This window comes from Streptomyces sp. NPDC007917, from assembly GCF_042959105.1.
GTDB lineage: Bacteria > Actinomycetota > Actinomycetes > Streptomycetales > Streptomycetaceae > Streptomyces.
The window spans coordinates 20810-41120 of the sequence record NZ_JBIBKK010000044.1; the positions used below are offsets into that span (position 1 = coordinate 20810).

Genomic DNA, 20311 nt, shown 5'->3' on the forward strand with positions numbered 1-20311 from the left:
CGATGCCACTCCGAGACGGTAGAGATGCACCAGATGGGCGTCAAGACGGCACAAGTGATCCGGTTCTGTCAGCATCGAGCCCGAAACCTGGCACAACCATCCGCGACCACGCTGGGTGGCAGCATCCCGTGCAGCTTCCGGATACAACGGCGCTCATCCGCAGCACGCCGTCAGTCGCGTCAGACGAGGAGTCTTTGTTCGAGATGACTAGTGATGCCGAGGCCCACGTACGGACCGACGTACAAATCGAGCCGATGCGGTCCTGTCACGCCACCGAAGTGCTGGCCATCTACCAGCTCGGTATCGACGAGGGCGACGCGACTTTCGAGACGGCGGCACCTGATTGGGCCGCGTTCGCTCGCTCCAAGCTGCCCGGGCACCGCTTCGTCGCCCTGGATCCAGTTGCCGGCCGTGTCCTGGGGTGGACGGCCGCCGGGGCGATCTCGTCCCGTCCGGTGTATGCGGGAGTGATCGAGCACTCCGTATACGTTCACCCCGAAGCACGCGGGCGCGGTATCGGCGCAGCGTTGCTGCAGGCTCTGATCCGCTCCGCGGAGGAGGCGGGTGTGTGGACGATCCAGAGCGGCATCTTCCCCGAGAATGCCGCGAGCCTGGCCCTCCATACCCGCGCCGGTTTCCGTATCGTCGGAACCCGCGAACGCATCGGCTGCCATCACGGCGTCTGGCGCGACGTGATCTTCATCGAGCGCCGCAGCGGGGAAACCGGTCGCTGAGGCTTCCCCGCACACAGCCGCGGCCCTGTGGGCTTTCAAACAAGGCCGCTACGCTGACCTACGGCTTCATGTAGCGGGACTTACGTATCCGTTGGTGAGCCTTGTCGAGGATGGGGTTGGTGCCTGAGCCGTTCTTGGGGGAGTCCGGCGATGGGGTGGTCCGGCCAGGCGGTTGCACGTGGACTGCGCATGCGGCGCCTCCACCGGGATGATGTCGTGGCTGGTGGGGAACGCCGATGAAGGACTGAGCTGGCGGCCTGGTCCCGCCGGTAGGGCTGGCACTTGTAGAGGTGCTGGAAGTGGCGCTTTCGGTCGAAGAGCGGCTCGGAAGAGCGCGCCGCCAGGTCCGCTCTCTCTGCCGTCTGGGAAACCAGCGGTGTCGATGTTCCCAGAGGCGGGTGCCCGCGGGCGTCCTAGGCGTACACTGGACATATGCGACGCCCGGTCATGATGCCAGCTCCCATCCAACTTGCGGCGCAGAGGCCGAAAGTTGTGGACTCCTTTACTCGGCTGATTGCGCTTCAGCGTGACCTGGGAAAACGTACCGGAGCATGCCGCACAGGATCGACCCGACTGGGGGATTTGTGATCGTCCAAGTATGGGCATGATCGCTGATTGTGGGTCTGCGACTGCTCTACCTGATCTTCTGTCGACTGTTGGGCTGCCTCCTCCTGCTGGGCCGATCGACCGCCGCGAACAGCGCCGAGATCCTCGCGCTTCGCCATGAGGTCGCCGTGCTTCGTCGGCAGATCGAGCGCCCGCAGCTGTCATGGGCCGATCGTGCCGTGCTCTCCGCTCTCGCCCGCCAGTTGCCACCTGTCTTACGCCGTCATCGGCTGGTCACCCCGGGCACCCTGCTGAACTGGCACCGCCGTCTGGTGCGCTGGAAGTGGCGCCAACCCCCAACCGGCCCCGGCCGGCCACCGCTGTCGGAAGAGACTGCGGCGCTCATCCAGCGCCTGGCGCGAGAGAACCCGACCTGGGGGTACGTCAGAATCCAGGGTGAGCTCCGACGGCTCGGCCATAGGGTTGCCGCCGCCACGATCCGACGCGTCCTGCGCCGCTCCGGTCTACCGCCCGCACCGCAGCGCGCATCCCAGCAGACCTGGCGCTCTTTCCTCCGTTCACAGGCCCACACGCTGCTCGCCTGTGACTTCATGCACGTGGAGACCGTCTTCCTCAAACGTCTCTACGTCTTCTTCGTCATGGAGATTGCCACCCGGCGCGTTCACGTCCTGGGCGTCACCGCCCACCCGACCGGCGCATGGGTTACCCAGCTCGCCCGCAATCTGCTCATGGACCTCAAGGGCAGAGCCGGGCGCTTCCGGTTCCTCATTCGAGACCGGGACAGCAAGTTCACCACCGCATTCGACGCCGTCTTCGCCGGCAATGGCACAGCCGTCATCCCGACACTGCCGCAAAGCCCCCGGTCCAACGCGTTCGCCGAACGATGGATACGCACAGCCCGCGCCGAGTGCACCGACCGACTCCTCATCACCGGCGAACGACAACTACGTACGGTCCTCACCACGTACGCCGAGCACGACAACTCCGGACGAGCCCACCGCAGCCTCGACCTACGTGCCCCAGACGACGACCCGAACATGATCCCCCTGCCCGCCGCCACGGTCAGGCGCACGCAGATACTCGGCGGACTGCTCAACGAGTACCACACCACGCCACCCCGACCGCCTCACCATCTACAGAAAACGCCCAGCTCAGCAGCCTGATTGGAATATTGACACCCTTCAGGCGCAGGACGCGTCGGATCGGAGACGGCGTCGAAGTTGTCGGTGAAGTATGCGCCGCGATCCCGGATGAGGAATCTGACCGACTCGGCATGGTCGCCGAGGTCCATGAGGTAGTTGCGGGCTTGCTGGGTGATCCAGGGGCCGGTCGGGTGCCGGGTGATGCCGGCGATGTGCACCCGCCGGGTGCCGGGGTTGATGAAGAACAGCACGAACCAGCGCCGCAGGAAGACTGTATCGATGTGGAACAGGTCGGTGGCTACGATCGCGGAGGCCTGGTCTTTGAGAAAGGTGGCCCAGGAGCGGTCCGTGCGGCTGCGGCGACGGGTCGATCCCGGCCTCCTTCAGGATCGACCACACGGTCGAGGCAGCGACGTTGTGCCCCAGGCCGACGAGCTCTCCGCGGACGCGGCGGTATCCCCATCCCGGGTTCTCCCGCGCCAGACGCACGACCAGTTGCCGCAGGGCCTCTGGTTTCGGTAGTCGGCCCGGACAACGGGAGGAGTAAGTCCACTTCCAGGCCATGAGTCGTGCGTGCCAGCGCAGGACCGACCGAGGAGTGTCGCTCCAGGAAAGCGCGGCCGTGGCTGGGCGCATCGTGCGATAGCCAGTTGATGCCGGAGCATCAAGATCTCTGTGTCCTTCGAAACATCCGAGCGGGCGAGCAGGGCAAGCCATCGGAAGGTCTGGCAGGCGAGCAGGTAGATCAGCCGTATCACCACGATCGGCATGCTGCCTCAGAACGGCTCGCGGCCTGCTGAGGTCTGGCAGATCCGAACCAGCAGGTCAGCCCGAGTGACATAATTCCCGGCACCCACATGCCCGGCGCCGGCGAGAATTAACTCAAAAGTGAATAATGCGTGCATAGCTTGCTCAATTGGCTACTACCGCCCCCATGTTCCGGGGTGTGGTGAAAGGGCCGGGGAAGTGCGGCCCTCTGGCGGGGATCCTTCTGGGCCTGGCGCTGTTCGCCGTGGCCCGTGCGCTCGTCTGTGCGCTCCACGCCCCTGGTGGCCACCGCGGTCCGGTGTCCGGGCGGGAGTTCGGCGTGCTCGGGGTGTCCGTGGATCGATGGGGCGGAATCCAGCCTTCTGATCACCGTGTCTCGGGCGGTGACGGTGGCTGCTGTGAGTCCATGGCACACCTCTGCGACGGTCCGGCCCGCGTCGAGTCGCCGTTTCCGTGGAGGCTGCCGCTCGGGCTCCCCGTCCTGGGGGCGGCGGGCCTGAATACCTGCTCCGCCCCCGCTCGTTCGGCGATCCGCGCGGCGAGGGCATCCCCTCCGCGCCGCGGTGCGGATGTGCTCCGGATGGCCTGCGCCAGCCGTATGTGACCGATTCTGTGTGCCGCGCGGGCAGGTTGGCGCGATGTTTCAGGGGTGTTTCCCGGGCGCTCCCGCAACGGTGCTAGGGTCACGGCATGGTTACGGCCTGGTCGCCCTCCGTTATGTCGCGGTTCCGCCCCTCGGGGCGCCCGCTGCGTCTGCTGTGGGTGGCCGCGCTCCTGTTCGGGCTGGTGTACGCGCATGGCGTGAGCCCGGAGGGCGTGACGAGGCACCTCGCCTCCATCGCGGCGGGCCCCGGCGTTTCCGTGGGTCAGGGCGACGCTGTCATGACGGCATTCGCCGCCGCTGAGAAGACTTCTGACGGCGGGCTCGCGATGCGGGACCACCACGACGGCCACCACGGCTCTCCCCATCCGGCGCACGAGTGTCTGGTCGCCCAGCCACAGCACGGTTCCGGAGTGGCGGCTCCCTGCCCGGCGTCGCTCGGCCGGGAGTCGGCTCTCCTGATCGCGCCGCTCGAGGCGACCGGCCGGGCACCGACGTCCTGGGCCAGGTGCCCGTTCCAAGACTCCGCTGTCCGCGCGGTCCTGCGGATCTAGGCTCCGCCGTACCGTCGGCCGGCCGGTGTATGCCACGTATACGCCGCCCTTGTCCGGCGCCTTCGGCTCACGGCTCTCCGACCTCCGGTGGCGCGCCGCTCAAGGGTGCTGATCCGAGAAGGTCCGGGCGTCGCCCCCCCCATGCCCACTCCTGCTCACTGCCCATGCCCTCCCGTAGGGCGGGGTCGGTGTGTCATGCGGAGGAACTGTTGCCGTTCCACTCCCACGCCCGCCATGCCCTTTTACCGGACTCGTCGTGGTATCGCGGTGTTGTCGCGCTCCTGTTGTGCGGGTTGCTACTGACCCCTTTCGACTGCCTCGGCCCACACAACGAGTCGGCCCACCCGCGCGCCACGGCGCAGAACACCTCCGGGTCGCCCGCGGCGGCGTCCCGCGGGGACTCGGACGCTCCTGAGGCGGCGCGCAGCACCGAATCCTGCGCTCCCCTCGGCCTCACCGGCCTGTTCACGCCGCGGCCACCGGCGCCGTTCCGCGACCTGACGCCGACTGCCGGCGTATTCCCGGCACCGACCAGGGCGGCGTTCCGCGCGGCGATACGGCCCCGGGAGGAACGGCGTAGCCGAGCGCGGTCCGGGATGTCCAGACTCGCCGTCGTCTGCCGGTGGCGCATCTAGGCCATACCCGCCACCGCCGTCCCGCCGCCGCACGCGAGCGGGCTCCCCGGATCGGGAAGCCCGCCGCGGCCCCGGCCGTGACGCGGTCAAAGACGACCCGACACTTTTCACGCTCTGCGGAGAAAACACAAGATGCAATCCTCTACCACCACCGACACCGGTTCGCTCACCGCCAGGTCCGCCCTTTCCGGGCTGGTCGGCAACACCCCCCTGCTGCGGGTGTCCGAGCCCCTCGCCCCGGCCGGCCGCGGCTTCTGGGCCAAGCTGGAGGGCTTCAACCCGGGCGGTATCAAGGACCGCCCCGGGCTGCACATGGTCGAACGGGCCCGGGCCCGTGGCGAACTGCGGCCCGGCGGCCGGATCATCGAGTCCACCAGCGGCACCCTCGGACTGGGCCTCGCCCTGGCCGGCATGGTCTACGGCCACCCGGTCACCCTGGTCACCGATCCGGGACTGGAGCTGTCCATGACCCGGCTGCTGACCGCGTACGGCGCCCAGGTCAACGTCGTCTCCGAGCCCCACCCCACCGGCGGCTGGCAGCAGGCCCGCCGCGACCGCGTCCAGCGCCTGCGGGACCAACACCCGGGCTCATGGTGTCCGGACCAGTACAACAACCCCGACAACGTCGCCGCCTACACCCCACTCGCGCTGGAACTGGCCGGCGAACTCGGCCACATCGACACCCTGGTGTGCAGCGTTGGCACCGGTGGCCACTCCGCGGGCGTCTCCCGGGTCCTGCGCCAGCTCTACCCCGAGCTGAAGGTCATCGGGGTCGACACCACCGGCTCGACGATCTTCGGCCAGCCTGCCAGGCCCCGTCTGATGCGCGGACTGGGATCCAGCATCTACCCCCGCAACGTCGCCTACGACCAGTTCTCCGAAGTGCACTGGGTGGCCCCGGCGGAGGCGGTGTGGACCTGCCGTCAGCTGGCCGCGTCCCACTACGCCACCGGCGGATGGAGCGTCGGAGCGGTCGCCCTGGTGGCCGGCTGGCTCGCCCGGACCAGCCCCGCGGACACCCGCATCGTGGCGATCTTCCCCGACGGCCCCCAGCGCTACCTGGGGACGGTCTACGACGACGACTACTGCGCCGCCCACGGTCTGCTCGACGCGCCTCCGGCACCCGAACCGGAGGTGATCGGCCACCTCGACGAGAAGGAGGCGACCCGCTGGACCCGGTGCACCACCGTGGTCGACCCCCTCTCCCGCGACGACGCCGCCACCGAGGACGCAGACGAGGAGGAGGGCCGGTGAAGGCGCTGCTCACGCAGGTGCGCTCCTACGAGCGCAGCGTCCGGCTGCTGATGGTGAACCAGTTCACCATCAACCTGGGCTTCTACATGCTCATGCCCTACCTGGCCGCCCATCTGTCAGGAACCCTCGGACTGGCCGGCTGGCTGGTCGGGCTGATCCTGGGGGTGCGCAACTTCAGCCAGCAGGGCATGTTCCTGGTCGGCGGCACCCTGGCGGACCGGTTCGGCTACAAGCCGCTGATCGTCGCCGGATGCGTGCTGCGCACCGCCGGGTTCGCGGCCCTCGGGCTCGTGGACTCCCTGCCCGCGCTGCTCGCCGCGTCGGCGGCCACCGGGCTCGCCGGAGCGCTGTTCAACCCCGCCGTACGGGCGTATGTCGCGGCCGACGCGGGGGAGCGCCGGGTGGAGGCGTTCGCGCTGTTCAATGTCTTCTACCAAACCGGAATCCTGCTCGGCCCGCTGGTGGGCATGGTATTGACCGGCATCGACTTCCGCGTCACCTGTCTTGTGGCCGCCGCGGTCTTCGCCGTGCTCAGCGTGGTTCAGATCCGCGCGCTGCCGTCCCGCCGGGCCGACGACGCCAAGGACGGCGGCCGGGACGCCGCGCGCGAGAGCGTGTGGTCGCAGTGGCGGGATGTGGTGGCCAACCGGCCGTTTCTGCTCTTCTCCGCCGCCATGATCGGCTCGTATGTGCTGTCGTTCCAGGTCTATCTGGCCCTGCCGCTGGAGGTGCGCCGCCTCGGCGGCCAGGGCGAGGCCGGGACCGCGGCGGTGGCGTTGCTGTTCGCCGTCTCGGGCCTGAGCACCATCCTCGGGCAGACGAAGGTCACGGCCTGGTGCAAGGCGCGGATGGAGCCGGGGCGGGCGCTGGCCTGGGGGCTGCTCATCATGGGCGTGGCGTTCGTGCCGCTGCTGTCGGCGACCGCCGTTCCCGAACCGGAGGGCGGCGCGGGCCGTTGGCTGCTCGCGGCCGTTCCGCCCGCGCTCTCGGCGCTGTTGCTCGCCCTGGGGACGATGATCGCCTACCCGTTCGAGATGGACACCATCGTCCGGCTCTCGGGTGACCGGCTCGTGGCCACCCACTACGGGCTGTACAACACCATCTGCGGGGTCGGCATCACCCTCGGCAACCTGCTCACCGGCGCCGCGCTGGACGCGGCCCGGGCGGCGGGGATGTCCGCGCTGCCGTGGTGCGCGCTGCTCGCGCTGGGCCTGGCCTGTGCCGCCGCGCTGTACGGGCTGCACCGCACCGGCCGCCTCGCGGCGGTGTCCTCTCCCCGGACGCAGCCCGCGGCGGCCTGACGGGGCCACAGAGGGGAAACGGGGCGGCGGGCGGTCCCTGGCATCGTCCGCCGCCCCCGGGCCGGGCCCAGGGAGCTATCCGACGATCGAGGGGCAGCCGACCAGGAAAGGGAGCACCGGAACCGCCGTCACCGCGACGGCCATCGAGGCCGACAGCATCGGATGGGGGCGACGCCGCGGAGCCGGCACGCGCCGGAGCCGTACGAGTACGCCCGCGCCGCCCACGGCGAACGCGCCCCGGGGTGTCTTCGCGGCGGCCATGTCGCACATGGCCGCCGCGAGCACCTCGCGCGGGTGGCGGCGCAGGGCGCGGTCATCGGCGATCATCTCCAGGAGTATCGCGGTCTGCTCCCTGGCGTGCCGGGCCAGGGGCAGCCGGAAGACACGCGCGAACGCCTCGGCGGCGGCCGGGGCCAGGTGGTGCCGGCCGGCGATATCGTCAGCAGCCTGACCGGGGGTCAGCACGAACGCCAGCGGCAGCCCGCGTGCGTCGACCGCGGCATGGACTTTTGCTGCTCAGCCTGCCTCGGGACCGGCCGAGCCCGGCTGCCGCAGCGCGGGCCTTGCGGCGTCGCCGTGCGGCGGCACGATCCGCACCCGGCGACCGGTCCTGGCCGTCCGCACCGGGTGTGGCCTGCGCCGTACCACTCGCAGTACCGGCGGCTGATCGTCCAGCAGAGCCCTCTTTTCCTCGGTCAGGGCCTGCTCCAAAGCGTCCAACGTCTCCCCGGCGATCGCCAGACCGGCTGACTCGTGATGAGCCCGGACAATTGTGGAATCCACACTGACCAGCTCAAGCCCGACCTGCCCACGGGACGCGGCCTCGGCGATCAGCGCGTCCATCAGGCCCTGGAACACCCCGGCCTTGGACCAGGCATTGGAAGCGGTGCACCGGCGGTTCGTGCACCGGTTCAGCCGGTCGGAGCCGCGGGAGTCAGCGTTGGCCTATATACGGGGGCTGATCGCTCCGTTGCAGCGCAAGAACGGCTGGACGCTGGCCGAGGAAGCAGGCCATGGCGGGCCGGACCGTATCCAGCGGATGCTGAACCGGATCGAGTGGGACGCCGACGAGGTCCTCGACGACGTGCGCCGTTACGTGGTCGACAACCTTGGTGACCGGGAGGCGGTGCTCATCGTCGACGACACCGGCTTCCTGAAGAAGGGCACACGCTCGGCAGGGGTGCAGCGGCAGTATTCGGGCACCGCGGGCCGTACGGAGAACTGCCAGATCGGCGTCTTCCTCGCTTATGCCACCGGCCGCGTACGCACGCTGATCGACCGGCGGCTGTATCTGCCCGCCTCGTGGACTGACGACCGGGAACGCTGCCGCCGGGCCGGCATCGGTGACGAGATCGCTTTCGAGACGAAGGTCGTCATGGCCAAGGCGATGGTCCGAAGGGCGATCGCGGACCGGATCCCGTTCGGCTGGGTGACCGCGGATGCCGCCTACGGCTTCAGCAAGGGCTGGCGCTTCGAACTCGAGCAGGCCGACGTCTTCCACGTCATGGCCACCACCCGGCACGACACCGTCGTCACCCGCTGGGCACTCGACCACCCCGTCCATGACCTGTTCCCCGGCCTGCCACGGCAGAAGTGGAAGCGCCGTTCCTGCGGTGAGGGAGCCCATGGCCGGCGGATCTACGACTGGGCCCGCGTCGAGGTGAGGCCCTGGCACCGCGAAGACCGCCGGCACTGGGTGATCGCCCGCCGCAGCGTGAACAGGCCCGAGGAGATCTCCTACTACATCGCCTACTGCCCCGCCGACACCACCCTGGATCAGCTGATCCGCATCGCGGGCAGCCGATGGGCGGTGGAGGAGTGCTTCCAGACCGCGAAGCAGGAGTGCGGCCTGGACGACTACCAGGTCCGCCGCTATCCAGGCTGGCACCGCCACATGACCCTCGCCATGGCCGCCCACGCCTGCCTCACCGTCCTGCGGGCCCGACAGCTGGACACGGAGAAAGCAGAAACGGATCCTCCCAGCTCATCCAGCTGAGCCTCGCCGAGATCCGACGCCTGATCACCCGTCTCACCGGCCGCCGCCCCACCTCGATCGACCACATCCTGCACTGGTCGACATGGCGCCGACGACGCCAGCACCAAGCCCGAGTCAGTCACTACAAGCGACGCGGACACAGCCCCTGAAAACTGCCCAGCACTCAGAACAGACACCGTTGCAGTACTAGTGGCACCCAAGTTGTGGTGCCCGTGTCGGCGCACGGTCTGGTTCCTCCGCTGGCAGCGATGGTGCCCGTGAGGCGGTTTTCTTGGCGGGCCGGTCAGCGGCATCGTCCCGGACTGGGCTACAGCACCTCAACCGACCGATTGCACGGATTTGAGAGCCACCTGCGGCTGCTCAAGGCCCGCCCTGGGATCACCGGCCGCACGATGCCCGAATACCTCTACGCCCGCACCAACGGCGTCGTCGGCCTGCTGGAACGTCTCATCGAGGACGGCTGCACCGAGGCGATCGCCAGCGGTACCGAGCGCCTGACCGAGCCCCTCCTCGACAGCCTTCCCCTCACCCTCACAGACGCTGGCCGCGACGCCCAAGCGGGCGAGATCCCCGCCGTGCCCGCCCGACCGCGCCGGCGGCGCAACGGCGCCTTCGACGACCGCGGTCCCACCCCGGCAACCGCATGACCACCACCCCGCTGCCCCGAAGCCTTGACCCGGCACCGGGCGAGCTGCTGCCCGGCTACCTCCCGCGCCTGGCCCACCGACTCGCCCTCCCACCACTGGACCTCGGCCGCCTCTGCGGCCTTGTCACCGGCTCCACCTTTCCCGCCCGCCACATGGTCCGCCTCGAAGACGCCCAGGCCCGGCACATCGCCGACGTCTGCCGCCTCCACCCCGCCGAGGTCCACGCGCTCACCCTCGCCGGACAGGCCGCTGGCTACACGCCGCTGCGCATCGACTACCTGGGACGGCACCAGAGCCCCGTCACCATGGCCAACGACGGCTGGGTTCTTACCGCCTTCAGCCGCTACTGCCCCGACTGCCCGCGTGACACCGCCGACCTCCCCGGCGGTCCCATCTGGGACGGCCTGGAGCCTCCCACGCACCTTCCTGTGCGAGCGACACAACCGAATCCTGGCCTGGCGATGCCCCGCCTGCCACGCGCTGGCCTTCTCCAACGGTTACCGCGCCGACGGACGATGGCGCCCCACACAGCTCGTCCCCGCCCCGGCACAGCGCCTGCACCCCATCCGCTGTCGCCACCGGCCCGGCACCGGCCGAGCTGCCGTCTGCGGCCAGGCGCTCGACCAGCCCGCCGGACCGCTCGTACGGCCCACGTCGGCCATGGCACACGCGCATCAGCGGCTCGCCGATGCCGCCGCCGGGGCCGATCACGAGGTGACGAGCCTGGGGCAGCACGTGTCCGCCCAGTGGTTCTTCAACGATGTTCGCGCGACCGTCTCAGCCGTACGCGGAACCTGGCCCATGGCTGGCGAACTCATTGCCGAGTTCGGGCCGATGGACACGGTCGCTGCGCACGTCGAGGCTCTGCGCCGCCCGCGCCCGGAACGCACGACGGCGCTGGGCGACGGGCGGGTGGCCCGGACCTTCGGACACCCGCCCGCAGACCCGCTCGCGGCTGCAGACCTGATGGCCATCACCGTGGCCATCCTCGACGACCCGTCCGGACACCAGACCCTCGCGCGCCTCCTGTCCGCCCTGCCCTCGACCAGCACCGCCCACATCCGTCTGCGTCATCACGCCCAGCACTGCTCACCTGCCATGACCGCGGTGATCCGCAGCAGTGTCCGTTTCCCCCGCAAGGCCGCTGGCCCGCCCGCCCTCTTCCCACAGCCCGCCACCCACCGTGGCCGACTCGACCCACGCACCATCTCCACGCCCCTGCCCGAACACTGGGCCGTTCCGCTCGACGAACTCGACGCACCGAGACCGCAACTGCGCAGGGACGCGGCCATCCGCCTCGTCCAGACGGCCACCGGCCGCTCCCGCCGCTCCGCGGCCCTCTACCTCGGGATCCCTCTCGGCTCACTGCACTCCGCCACCATCAGCATCCGCACCTGGCAGAAGGAACCGGGCAACGCGACGGCGTACCGGAGAGCTCTCCACCGCGTCGCCGAGATCGCCATCGCACAAGGCCAGGCCGAGAGGGGCGGTGCCGGAGGCGGGTGACAGCGCCGTTTGACGTTGGTCCCGCGGAGAGCCTTGGTCTTGAGCTGTGTCTCGGGGGTGAGGCCGATTTTCCGGCATGCTCGGCGCATCGGACCCGTCAAATGACACTCGCGCAGCGATGTCTCAGTAGAAGGCGGGAAGGGGTCCCTGCCCGATATTGCCCGCGAGCCGCACGACAGCGTCGAGATTCGGTTGGGCGTCGTTGTCCACGACGATGTGCCGGGCTCCGGACCAGGCGCAGTCCTGGACCCCGAGCCGTTGCCAGAATGCGGGCCAGTCGGCCAGCTTGGCCCGGTCTCGTGGCAGACCTCGTTGCGTCAGTCTCGTACGAACGGTCTCCGCGGAGGCCCGCACCTCGACCACGACGACAGGTGTTCCCGCCGGCCAGGAGGCCCGGTCGGCGGAGACAGTCAAGAAGTCGGGGTTGCCGAGGTACGCCGCGAAAGGCGCGTCCAGGACGATGGGGAGGCCCAGCCGCAGGTTGTCGGCCGCTGTGGCGAACAGCGCCTTGTACTCGGCCGGCATCAACCGTTCGATGTGGGTCGGGTCGTCTTCACGGCCTCCGGCCCGCCGGCCGGCCAGTTCGAGTGCGGCGTCCACGAGGTCGCCGGCCAGGGAGTCCTTGTCGAGGTAGACCGCGCGGAGCCGGCGTGCGAGCTCACGTGCGACATGAGACTTTCCCGAGCCCGCGGGGCCGATCGCGACGAATACCGGTGGTGTCCCGGACGTGGGGGCCAGCGGGTCAGGCGCGGGCATCGGCCACCGCCTCGAGGAATGTCCGGGCCGCCGCGCGGACCGGGTGCTGCTCTGTGTCTTCTCGCTGCGCCGCCTTGGTGATGAAGCTTCCGACGCCGACCGCCGCGACTCCGGCATTGAACCACTCGTCCACGTTGTCCGGGGAGACGCCCCCAGCCGGGACCAGGGGAATGTGGCCGAGGGGCTCGAGTACTGCACGGGCGTAGTCGCGGTTGAGGACCGAGGAGGGGAACAGCTTGACGAGATCGGCTCCTGCCGTGGCCGCCTGGACGATCTCCGTGGGTGTTGCGGCTCCGGAGATGCTGACGGCCTGGTATCGGCCGGCGGTTTCCAGCATGCCGGAATCGACCTGGGGGCTGACCAGGAAGCGCGCTCCGGCCTGGATGCTGGCGTACGCGGATGTCGCGTCGAGTACGCTGTCGGCGCCGATCTCGGCCTCGGGGTACTCCGCGCTCAGCCGGCGAATCACGTCCAGGGCACCCGGCGTGGTGAGCGTCACCTCGACCGCTCGTATCCCTCCAGCGATGGCCTCGCAGGCCACTTCTTACGACGCCTCTGCGGTGGGCAGGCGCACGATCAGCACCGTCCCGGTGTCGCAGATGGCATTCAGCGTGCGCAGCTTGCGCATCGAGTCACCTCAAGGAAATCCGTTGTCGGGGGGTGTTGACAGAGCTTAGGACCCTCTGTTTCGGTAATGCAACCGATCTCAGCGATCGATTGCAGCGGCCGATCTCAGAGGGGCCAATCGGCAGAAGTTGCTCCATACCGAAAGTGAGGAGGCGCGTCGTGAGACGTCCGCGAACGGCAGTTCTAGGCGCCCGCCACTGGCACGTACCCCTGTATGTCAGCGCCTGGGCGGACACTCACGATGTCGTGCTGGTCCAGGACGAGGAGCCCGACGGGGTCACGGACATCGCCCGGCGCCTCGACGCGCCCGTCTGCGGGGAAATCGGGGAGGCTCTGGACGCCGGGCCGTTGGACTTGGCCTACGTCTTCGGGCCGCACGACCGCATGGTGGACACCTGCCTGGACCTGGTCGAGCGCGGCATTCCCTTCGTGGTGGAGAAGCCGGGTGGCACGGGGCCCGAGGATGTGGAGCGGATCCGGGATGCGGCCGCCTCGGCAGGGGTGGCGGTGACAGTCCCCTTCGTTCAGCGTGGCGGCCCCGTGGATCACGCGCTGTCCCTGGCCGGCGCGCCGACGTACCAACGGGCGAGCTTCGTGGCCGGCCCACCGGAGCGCTATCACGCGGCAGGCTGCTCATGGATGCTCGAGCCCGCGCGCTCGGGTGGGGGGTGTCTGGTGAACCTGGCGCCGCACTTCATCGACCTCTTCCTACATCGGAGCCGGGCCCGGCGCGTGGAGCTTGTGGCCGCCAACCTTTCCGCGAGCCTGCACGGCGAGGCCGTTGAGGATCACGCCACGCTGGTGTTCGCGGGCGACGACGGCAGCGAGGCCATCATCGAGGTCGGCTATGCCTTCCCGTCGAGTCCCACGAAGCGGTACTGCTCCTACACCAGCGCCGGCGAGGGGGGATACGTCGACGTGGGTACCTCCGGCGACGTCTCCTTCACGCGTGCGTCGGACGGTGTCACCGAGTCGAGCGCCATCGACGTGGACAGCGACCCGCTGTACGAGGTGTTCGTTCGACAGGTGGCTGACACCTGGACGGACGGCTTCGCCGGGCTGCCTACCCTGGCCGACCTTGCCGACACAATGAGGCTCATCTGGGCCGCGTACAAGCGGTCTCCCATTGCGTCTGTGGAGGTCAGCCATGGCTGAGGTGAGCATCGACGACGTCGCCGCCCGAGCGGGCGTGCATCGTTCCACGGTTTCCCGCGCCTTCTCCCGGCCGGAAGCCGTGAATGCCGAAACCCGGAAGCACGTCCTGGAGGTGGCGAGGAGTCTCGGCTACCGGGTGAACCCGCTGGCGCAAGCCCTGCGCCGCCGTGCAAGCAAGCTTGTTCCGCTGATCATCCCGGACATCACCAACCCCTTCTACGGTGAGCTGGCGAGGACCATGGCGGCCGCGGCGGCCGACCGGGGTTACCAGTTGGTGTTGTGCGTGACCGGCGGCGAGGTGGCCCAGACCAACGCGTATCTGACATCGCTGCAGGAGATGTACGCGCCCTTCGGGATCGTCGCGCCGTCGACCACCGTGGACCTCGACGAGCTGCAGAACGTCGCGCTCGGCAGCAAGGTCGTCGTCGTCGACCGTGTCGAACAGGCACAGGTGCCGACCGTGACGGTGGACAGCGCCGAGGGCATCGCACTCGCCGTGGACCATCTGCGCGGCCTGGGGCACCGGCGCATCGCCTACGTGTCCGGCATCTCCGGGGCGTACACGTCCAGGGACCGCCTGGCCGCCTACGAGGGGCTGGCCGCGGAACTGGACATGCCGACGATGGTCCTGGACGGAGGCACCGGGCCCGACGTGGGTGAGCGGGCCGCCCAGCGTCTGGTGGACATGACACGCGAAGAGCGCCCGACAGCAATCATCGCGGCCAATGACATGGTCGCCTTCGCCCTCATCTCCGCTCTTGGTGTGCGCGGTGTTTCCGTCCCGGACGAGGTGTCGGTGATGGGCTTCGACGGCCTGGAGTTCGGCGCCCGGTTCAACCCACGGCTGACCACCGTCCGCCAGCCCATCGCCGACATGGGAGTGATCGCCATCGACCTCGCCGAGAAACTCCTCAAGGACGGGGAGACGAGCCATGTCGTTCTGGCCCCGGACCTGCTGGTCCGTGAGTCGACCGCGGAGGTGCCCCGATGAGCCTGCCCGCAGGGTTCCAACACGTCGACCATGTCGCCTTCACGGTGCCCGACCTCGGCGAAGCGGTCACCTTCTTCACGGACGCCTTCGGAGCCGAGGAGCTCTACCGCTCGACGCGGGGGCCCGACGCCGACTTCATGCCCGCGCATTTCGAGGTCCCGGCCGATGCCCATCTGGAACTCGCCATGCTGCGCATGCCGCCAAACCTCAACGTGGAGCTGTTCCAGTGGTGGAGCACGGACCAGCGCCGCGACTACCCGCGCCACTGCGATGCCGGCGGCCACCACCTGTGCTTCACCGTGGCGGACGTCGACACCGCCGTCGAGCATCTCCGCTCGCACGGCGCCCGTGTGCTGGGCGGAACCAAGGAGGTCGGCCTGGACAGCCCGCGCGTCGCGGGCAACCGGTGGACCTACCTCCGGGCGCCCTGGGGCCTGTTGATCGAACTGGTCGACCGCTCCCGCGTCCACAACCCGCCACCGCTGATCGGGCCTGCCGACTGGACTGCCCCCTCCCGAACCGAAAAGGACCTGTAGTGCGGATCATTGGCCACACCCTCGGCACACCGGAACAGACCCTCCCCGAGGCGCTGGAACTCTTCGCCTCCGCCGGTCTGGACGGAGCGGAGGTCATCTACCAGAACGACTACCGCAGCGGACTGCCGATCGGGGACGATGCCGCCGCTGCCGAGGCGGCCCGCGTAGCGGACGATCTCGGCGTAGCGGTGGTGGGTCTCGCTCCGTACACCACGGGGCTCAACCACGAGGACCCGGCGCAGCGACTCGCCGCGCTCGATGAACTGCGGTCGGCCATCGACTGCGCCCATCGCGTGGGCGCCACCCGGATCCGCGTGTACGCGGGTTCCTGGGGAGCGGATCGAACCGATCACGCCGCACACTGGGAGCGCCTGCAATCGGGGCTTTCGGAGCTGGCGCCGCTCGCCGCCGACGCCGGAGTACTCCTGTGCGTGGAGAACCACTTCGGAACCATGACGCAATCGGCGAAGGAGACCGCCCGGCTGATACGCGAGGTGGACTCACCTGCCGTCCGAGTGCTCTACGACCAGGCGAACCTCACCTTCACCCACGACGAGGCATGGCCGGAAGCACTGCGGGAGCAGGGCGACCTGATCGGGCACGTCCACGTGAAGGACCTCGTCTTCACCGATCCGAACGCACCCTTCGTCGCCTCTGAGACGGCCCGGGTGAAGGCGGACGAGCGGGCGGTGCGCTCCCGCGTCGTCGGCGAGGGCATCGTGCCCTGGGCGGACATCCTGCAGGCGGTCAAGCAGCACGGATACGACGACGTCCTCAGCCTCGAATACGAGTACCGGTGGCACCCGCAGGACCTCCCGTCCCCGGCGGAGGGCTTCACGCGGTCCGCCCGCGCGCTGCGCTCACTCCTCGAAGAGGCCGCCGGACTCGCACCCGCGGAGGTCTCCCGATGAACCGGCCGCCGCTGCGTGTCGGAGTGGTCGGCGCCGGGAACATCGCACACATCGCGCAGCTGCCCACCCTGGCAGCACGGGACGACGTCATCCTCGATGTCCTGGTGTCCCGGCGCGAGGACCCCTCCGAACTGGTCCGCCGCTGGGGGTTCTCCACGGCGGTCCCGACCGTCGAGCAGGCACTCGAACGTGACTTGGACGCCCTGTTCGTGTTGACCCCGAGGTCAGAGCATGTCACCGGCGTGAGCAGCGCGCTGGAGGCGGATGTGGATGTCTTCTGCGAAAAGCCCCTCGCGACCGCGACCAGTGACGCGGAGCGGCTCGCCGACCTCGCCGACGAGCGTGACCGCGTGCTGATGGTCGGCTTCAATCGCAGGTTCGCGCCGACCTACGTCGCCGCTCGTGACCAGTTCGGGGACGCCGGTGCCGCCTTCTGCGTCGCGCAGAAGAACCGCCGCGGCAGCGAGTACCGCGCGACCTTCGAGAACGCCATCCACATGGTGGATCTGCTGCGCTGGTTCTGCCCGGGCGAACCGGTCGACGTCTCCGCCCACGCCGCCGGTGACGACCCCTGGCAGGAGGACGGCGTCTCCGCCCTGGTCCGGTTCGCCGGCGGCGGCACCGGTGTCCTGATGGCGGCACGGACCGCTGGTGCGTGGGCCGAAAAACTGGATGCCTACGGCGCCGAGCGCTCGGCCGAGGTGGTGGCTCCGGACACGGTGACCCTCACCCGGGACGGTGCGAGCACGGTGCGCTCGATGAGCCCCGAGGCATTCGGCTGGGCCACGGCGACGAACACCTTCGGGTTCGCCGCCGCCGTTCACCACTTCCTCGACCGCGTACGAGACCGTGGAGCGCCGCTGACGTCAGGGCGGGAAGCCGCCCGCACACAGGCGCTCCTCGACGACATCCTGCAGGCCGCCGGTCTGCCCGTGAAGGAGCAGGAGGGCCGCACCTGGTCCAGCCACGCGACGCGCTGACCCTCCGCGAGCCTCGAACGGCCCCTCACGGAGCTGGCGCCGGCGGCGTCCCCTCTCGAAGAAGGCTTTCCGAACCGCCGACGTCGTCGACCGTCACAACCCGGTCCGCGGTGCCATGACCCGACGACTGTTCGCACAGATCCCATCCCTCACTGCACTGAGGAGCGCTCAATGGCGAACGCACCAAGAATAACCTCACCGGAATTCCCCTCCGCAACGGCCAAACCGGCCACCCCACCCCGCGTAAGGCGGCTGAACATCCTGGCCGGTACTGTCGGCCACTTCATCGAGTGGTACGACTGGTACATCTACGGCCTCCTGGCCGCCGTCTTCTCCAGCCAGATCTTCCCCGGAAACAGCCCGGCGATGTCGCTGATCGGCGCCCTGCTGACCTACGCAGTCGGGTTCGTGGTGCGGCCGCTGAGCGGCATCATCATCTCCCCCCTGGCAGACCGATACGGCCGCCGCGTCGTCCTGGCCACCACCATCGGCGGCATGGCCGCGGGCAGCCTGATCCTCGCGCTCACCCCGCCGTTCTCCGCCATCGGATACGCGGCACCGCTGCTGTTCCTGCTCGCCCGCGTACTGCAGGGCATCTCGGCCGGCAGCGAGATGCAGAGCGCCATCGCCTACATGGTGGAGAACGGCTCGACCGACCGGCGCGGCCTGTTCGGCTCGTTGTCGAATGTGGCCAGCGGCCTGGCGACGCTGGCCGCCACCGGCATGGGGGCGATTGTCACCTCGACCCTGAACACCCATGACCTGGAGACGTGGGGCTGGCGCATCCCGTTCGCCATCGGCGGCCTCCTCGGCATCGTCGGTCTGCTGCTGCGCTCGCGCGCCGACGAATCCCCGGAGTTCGAGGCCGCCGAAGAGGCCGCCGCCCGCCGACAACCCGAGAACCTGCGACTGCGGGAACTGCTGCGCAGGCACCCCAAGGCACTGCTGCAGACCGCGGCTCTGTCCGCCCCGGCCGTCGCCTACTACACGTGGGCCACCTTCCTGCCCACCTACGCGCACCTGACCACCGGCCGTGACCTGGACTCCGCCTTGGCCGGCAACACCATCGGACTGGGCCTGCTGGTGATCATCGTGCCACTGTGCGGCTTCCTGTCCGACCGCATCGGCCGGCGCAAGCCCTTCCCCATCATCGGGGCCATCGGCATGGTGGTGCTCTTCTATCCGCTGCTGCTCCTGCTGCAGCAACCCGGATTCGGCGTCTACGTGACGGTGACCGTCTCCGGCTGGGTGGTCCTGGCCATCTGGCAAGGGGTCTACCCGACCATCCAGGCCGAACTGTTCCCCGCCGCCGTTCGCGTATCCGGCATCGGTGTCGCCCACCAGATCGTCATCGCAGCCCTCGGCGGAACGGCCCCACTCATCGCCAGCGCATTCATCGACGCAGGCCACCCCATGGGCGTAGCGGTATACATGACGGCCATCGTGCTGCTCTGCCTCATCGTCTATCTGACCCTGCCGGAAACGGGCCGCTCAGGCGCGCACACCACCACACCACCCGCTGCGGAATCCGACACCGAGCACAGCGCTGCATCCACAAAATCCACGAAAGCCACCGAGGACACCCCATGACCGCCCCGTCCCAGATCGCCCTTGTCACCGGGTCCAGCGGAGGCATCGGAGCCGCCACTGCTGAACGACTGCACGCAGCGGGCACGGTGGTCATCGGCTGCGACCGCACGGCACCGGACAGCCGCCCGAAATGGCTCGCGGAATTCCGCGAGCTGGACGTCACCGACGAGCAAGCGGTGCACGACACCGTGACCGCGATCAAGGCGGAGTTCGGGACGATCGACGTCCTGGTGCACGCCGCCGGCATTCTCGGCAACGAACCGCACCTGCTCACCACCCCGAGCTCCGAATTCGCCCGGGTGATGGCGATCAACGCCACGGGTGCCTTCTCCGTACTGCGCGAAGTCGGCCTTGTCATGCAGGCCCAGCGCTCCGGCTCCATCGTCGCGGTGGCCTCGGTCGCCGCGAAGGAGGCCCGTCGCGCGTACGTGCCCTACAACGCCAGCAAAGCGGCCGTGCTGAACATCTGCTGGTCACTCGCCCTGGAACTCGGCCCGGACAACGTGTCGGTCAACGCCGTGTGCCCCGGCCCGGTCAACACCGCCATGTGGGACCAGCTCGCCACCCGCGCCGGCGGCAGCGACCCCGACGGAGACCAGCGCGCCCGACAGGCCCGGGCCGCTCAAATCCCGATGGGCCGATTCGCCGAGCCAGAGGAGGTAGCGGCGACCATCACCTTCCTCACCGACCCGGCCAACAGGTACCTGACTGGCCTGAGCCTGGATGTCGCCGGCGGCGCCCGGCTCGGAATGGGCAGCTGACGGAGCGACTCCGCCCTCGGAACGGGCGACAAGGGCCGACCTCTTGTGGGCCCAGCCGTCCGCGCTGTACCCGGCTGGCTCCCACACATCCTCGGACACCAGCTCCAGCCGGGCGCGCATCTCCAGTTACTGCAGGCGTGCAGGTAGATCGCGCTGGTGGTCACCGACCGGCGCCCCATCCTGATCCACACCCATCGGCGGGTCGCCCAACCCTGTGGGTGCCGGAAAGTATGTCACCCAGGTTGACCTGCTGGTTCGAGTTTGCCAGAGCTCGGGTGGCTGCAGGCTGTTCTGGGGCA

At 69.3% G+C, this 20311-nt stretch carries 20 protein-coding genes; 15 read left to right on the forward strand and 5 right to left on the reverse strand.

Going from position 1 to position 20311, the window contains the following annotated elements:
• The first annotated feature begins 254 nt into the window (after positions 1-254).
• Together ACFZDL_RS45160 and ACFZDL_RS45165 are read left to right on the forward strand one after the other, a co-directional pair.
• Positions 255-734, forward strand: coding sequence for a GNAT family N-acetyltransferase (locus ACFZDL_RS45160; RefSeq protein WP_391194377.1), 480 nt, complete (start codon positions 255-257; stop codon positions 732-734).
• A 617-nt stretch (positions 735-1351) separates the two neighbouring features.
• Positions 1352-2464, forward strand: coding sequence for an integrase core domain-containing protein (locus ACFZDL_RS45165; RefSeq protein ID WP_353596787.1), 1113 nt, complete (start codon positions 1352-1354; stop codon positions 2462-2464).
• Here ACFZDL_RS45165 and ACFZDL_RS45170 read toward each other — a convergent pair.
• Entirely contained in the window at positions 2428-2694 is a 267-nt protein-coding gene (locus ACFZDL_RS45170; protein ID WP_353596788.1) for a hypothetical protein, read from the reverse strand. The two genes, ACFZDL_RS45165 and ACFZDL_RS45170, sit on opposite strands and share 37 nt — an antisense overlap.
• A 1207-nt stretch (positions 2695-3901) precedes the next feature.
• Between ACFZDL_RS45170 and ACFZDL_RS45175 the strand changes: the two genes are divergently transcribed.
• From ACFZDL_RS45175 to ACFZDL_RS45185, 3 genes are all read left to right on the forward strand, one after another.
• Positions 3902-4366, forward strand: a complete 465-nt coding sequence (locus tag ACFZDL_RS45175) for a hypothetical protein (protein WP_353596789.1) — start codon at positions 3902-3904, stop codon at positions 4364-4366.
• Between the two features lie 767 nt (positions 4367-5133).
• A complete protein-coding gene (locus ACFZDL_RS45180) occupies positions 5134-6255 on the forward strand; it encodes a PLP-dependent cysteine synthase family protein (protein ID WP_353596790.1) in 1122 nt (373 codons plus the stop codon).
• A complete protein-coding gene (locus ACFZDL_RS45185; RefSeq protein ID WP_353596791.1) occupies positions 6252-7556 on the forward strand; it encodes an MFS transporter in 1305 nt (434 codons plus the stop codon). Before ACFZDL_RS45180 ends, ACFZDL_RS45185 begins: the two co-directional genes overlap by 4 nt.
• A gap of 75 nt (positions 7557-7631) precedes the next feature.
• Here ACFZDL_RS45185 and ACFZDL_RS45190 read toward each other — a convergent pair whose 3' ends face one another.
• On the reverse strand, positions 7632-8021 hold the full coding sequence (locus ACFZDL_RS45190; RefSeq protein ID WP_353596792.1) for a hypothetical protein: 390 nt from the start codon (positions 8019-8021) through the stop codon (positions 7632-7634).
• Between the two features lie 51 nt (positions 8022-8072).
• Positions 8073-8399, reverse strand: a complete 327-nt coding sequence (locus ACFZDL_RS45195; protein ID WP_353596808.1) for a hypothetical protein — start codon at positions 8397-8399, stop codon at positions 8073-8075.
• On the opposite strand from ACFZDL_RS45195, the gene ACFZDL_RS45200 reads away from it, so the two are divergent.
• From ACFZDL_RS45200 to ACFZDL_RS45210, 3 genes are all read left to right on the forward strand, one after another.
• Positions 8398-9552 (forward strand): IS701 family transposase, encoded by a 1155-nt coding sequence (locus ACFZDL_RS45200; protein ID WP_353596806.1) that lies wholly within the window; start codon positions 8398-8400, stop codon positions 9550-9552. The genes ACFZDL_RS45195 and ACFZDL_RS45200 overlap by 2 nt on opposite strands.
• Positions 9553-9881: 329 nt before the next feature.
• Positions 9882-10199, forward strand: a complete 318-nt coding sequence (locus ACFZDL_RS45205; RefSeq protein WP_353596793.1) for a hypothetical protein — start codon at positions 9882-9884, stop codon at positions 10197-10199.
• Between the two features lie 660 nt (positions 10200-10859).
• A complete protein-coding gene (locus tag ACFZDL_RS45210) occupies positions 10860-11705 on the forward strand; it encodes a hypothetical protein (protein ID WP_353596794.1) in 846 nt (281 codons plus the stop codon).
• Positions 11706-11828: 123 nt separating this feature from the next.
• Here the strand turns inward: ACFZDL_RS45210 and ACFZDL_RS45215 are convergent, their stop codons facing one another.
• Together ACFZDL_RS45215 and ACFZDL_RS45220 are read right to left on the reverse strand one after the other, a co-directional pair.
• Positions 11829-12461 (reverse strand): ATP-binding protein, encoded by a 633-nt coding sequence (locus ACFZDL_RS45215; protein WP_353596795.1) that lies wholly within the window; start codon positions 12459-12461, stop codon positions 11829-11831.
• Complete coding sequence (locus tag ACFZDL_RS45220; RefSeq protein WP_353596796.1) at positions 12448-13002, reverse strand: bifunctional 4-hydroxy-2-oxoglutarate aldolase/2-dehydro-3-deoxy-phosphogluconate aldolase; 555 nt, start codon at positions 13000-13002, stop codon at positions 12448-12450. Before ACFZDL_RS45220 ends, ACFZDL_RS45215 begins: the two co-directional genes overlap by 14 nt.
• 245 nt (positions 13003-13247) lie before the next feature.
• On the opposite strand from ACFZDL_RS45220, the gene ACFZDL_RS45225 reads away from it, so the two are divergent.
• From ACFZDL_RS45225 to ACFZDL_RS45255, 7 genes are all read left to right on the forward strand, one after another.
• Positions 13248-14243, forward strand: coding sequence for a Gfo/Idh/MocA family oxidoreductase (locus tag ACFZDL_RS45225; RefSeq protein WP_353596807.1), 996 nt, complete (start codon positions 13248-13250; stop codon positions 14241-14243).
• Entirely contained in the window at positions 14236-15234 is a 999-nt protein-coding gene (locus tag ACFZDL_RS45230) for a LacI family DNA-binding transcriptional regulator (RefSeq protein WP_353596797.1), read from the forward strand. The genes ACFZDL_RS45225 and ACFZDL_RS45230 overlap by 8 nt, the downstream gene beginning before the upstream one ends.
• Positions 15231-15770, forward strand: a complete 540-nt coding sequence (locus tag ACFZDL_RS45235) for a VOC family protein (RefSeq protein ID WP_353596798.1) — start codon at positions 15231-15233, stop codon at positions 15768-15770. Before ACFZDL_RS45230 ends, ACFZDL_RS45235 begins: the two co-directional genes overlap by 4 nt.
• On the forward strand, positions 15770-16681 hold the full coding sequence (locus tag ACFZDL_RS45240) for a sugar phosphate isomerase/epimerase (RefSeq protein WP_353596799.1): 912 nt from the start codon (positions 15770-15772) through the stop codon (positions 16679-16681). Before ACFZDL_RS45235 ends, ACFZDL_RS45240 begins: the two co-directional genes overlap by 1 nt.
• The gene (locus ACFZDL_RS45245; RefSeq protein ID WP_353596800.1) at positions 16678-17661 is read left to right on the forward strand and encodes a Gfo/Idh/MocA family oxidoreductase; all 984 of its coding nucleotides are present in this window, start codon (positions 16678-16680) and stop codon (positions 17659-17661) included. Before ACFZDL_RS45240 ends, ACFZDL_RS45245 begins: the two co-directional genes overlap by 4 nt.
• Positions 17662-17832: 171 nt before the next feature.
• Positions 17833-19251, forward strand: coding sequence for an MFS transporter (locus tag ACFZDL_RS45250; protein ID WP_353596801.1), 1419 nt, complete (start codon positions 17833-17835; stop codon positions 19249-19251).
• Entirely contained in the window at positions 19248-20012 is a 765-nt protein-coding gene (locus ACFZDL_RS45255; RefSeq protein WP_353596802.1) for an SDR family oxidoreductase, read from the forward strand. The genes ACFZDL_RS45250 and ACFZDL_RS45255 overlap by 4 nt, the downstream gene beginning before the upstream one ends.
• The last annotated feature ends 299 nt before the right edge of the window (positions 20013-20311 follow it).

Coding starts and splice junctions, on each gene's coding strand:
- ACFZDL_RS45160 (WP_391194377.1), top strand. CDS start 255: ATGCGGTCCTGTCACGCCACCGAAGTGCTGGCCATCTACCAGCTCGGT.
- ACFZDL_RS45175 (WP_353596789.1), top strand. CDS start 3,902: ATGGTTACGGCCTGGTCGCCCTCCGTTATGTCGCGGTTCCGCCCCTCG.
- ACFZDL_RS45180 (WP_353596790.1), top strand. CDS start 5,134: ATGCAATCCTCTACCACCACCGACACCGGTTCGCTCACCGCCAGGTCC.
- ACFZDL_RS45195 (WP_353596808.1), bottom strand. CDS start 8,399: ATGGACGCGCTGATCGCCGAGGCCGCGTCCCGTGGGCAGGTCGGGCTT.
- ACFZDL_RS45210 (WP_353596794.1), top strand. CDS start 10,860: ATGGCACACGCGCATCAGCGGCTCGCCGATGCCGCCGCCGGGGCCGAT.
- ACFZDL_RS45215 (WP_353596795.1), bottom strand. CDS start 12,461: ATGCCCGCGCCTGACCCGCTGGCCCCCACGTCCGGGACACCACCGGTA.
- ACFZDL_RS45230 (WP_353596797.1), top strand. CDS start 14,236: ATGGCTGAGGTGAGCATCGACGACGTCGCCGCCCGAGCGGGCGTGCAT.
- ACFZDL_RS45235 (WP_353596798.1), top strand. CDS start 15,231: ATGAGCCTGCCCGCAGGGTTCCAACACGTCGACCATGTCGCCTTCACG.
- ACFZDL_RS45245 (WP_353596800.1), top strand. CDS start 16,678: ATGAACCGGCCGCCGCTGCGTGTCGGAGTGGTCGGCGCCGGGAACATC.
- ACFZDL_RS45250 (WP_353596801.1), top strand. CDS start 17,833: ATGGCGAACGCACCAAGAATAACCTCACCGGAATTCCCCTCCGCAACG.
- ACFZDL_RS45255 (WP_353596802.1), top strand. CDS start 19,248: ATGACCGCCCCGTCCCAGATCGCCCTTGTCACCGGGTCCAGCGGAGGC.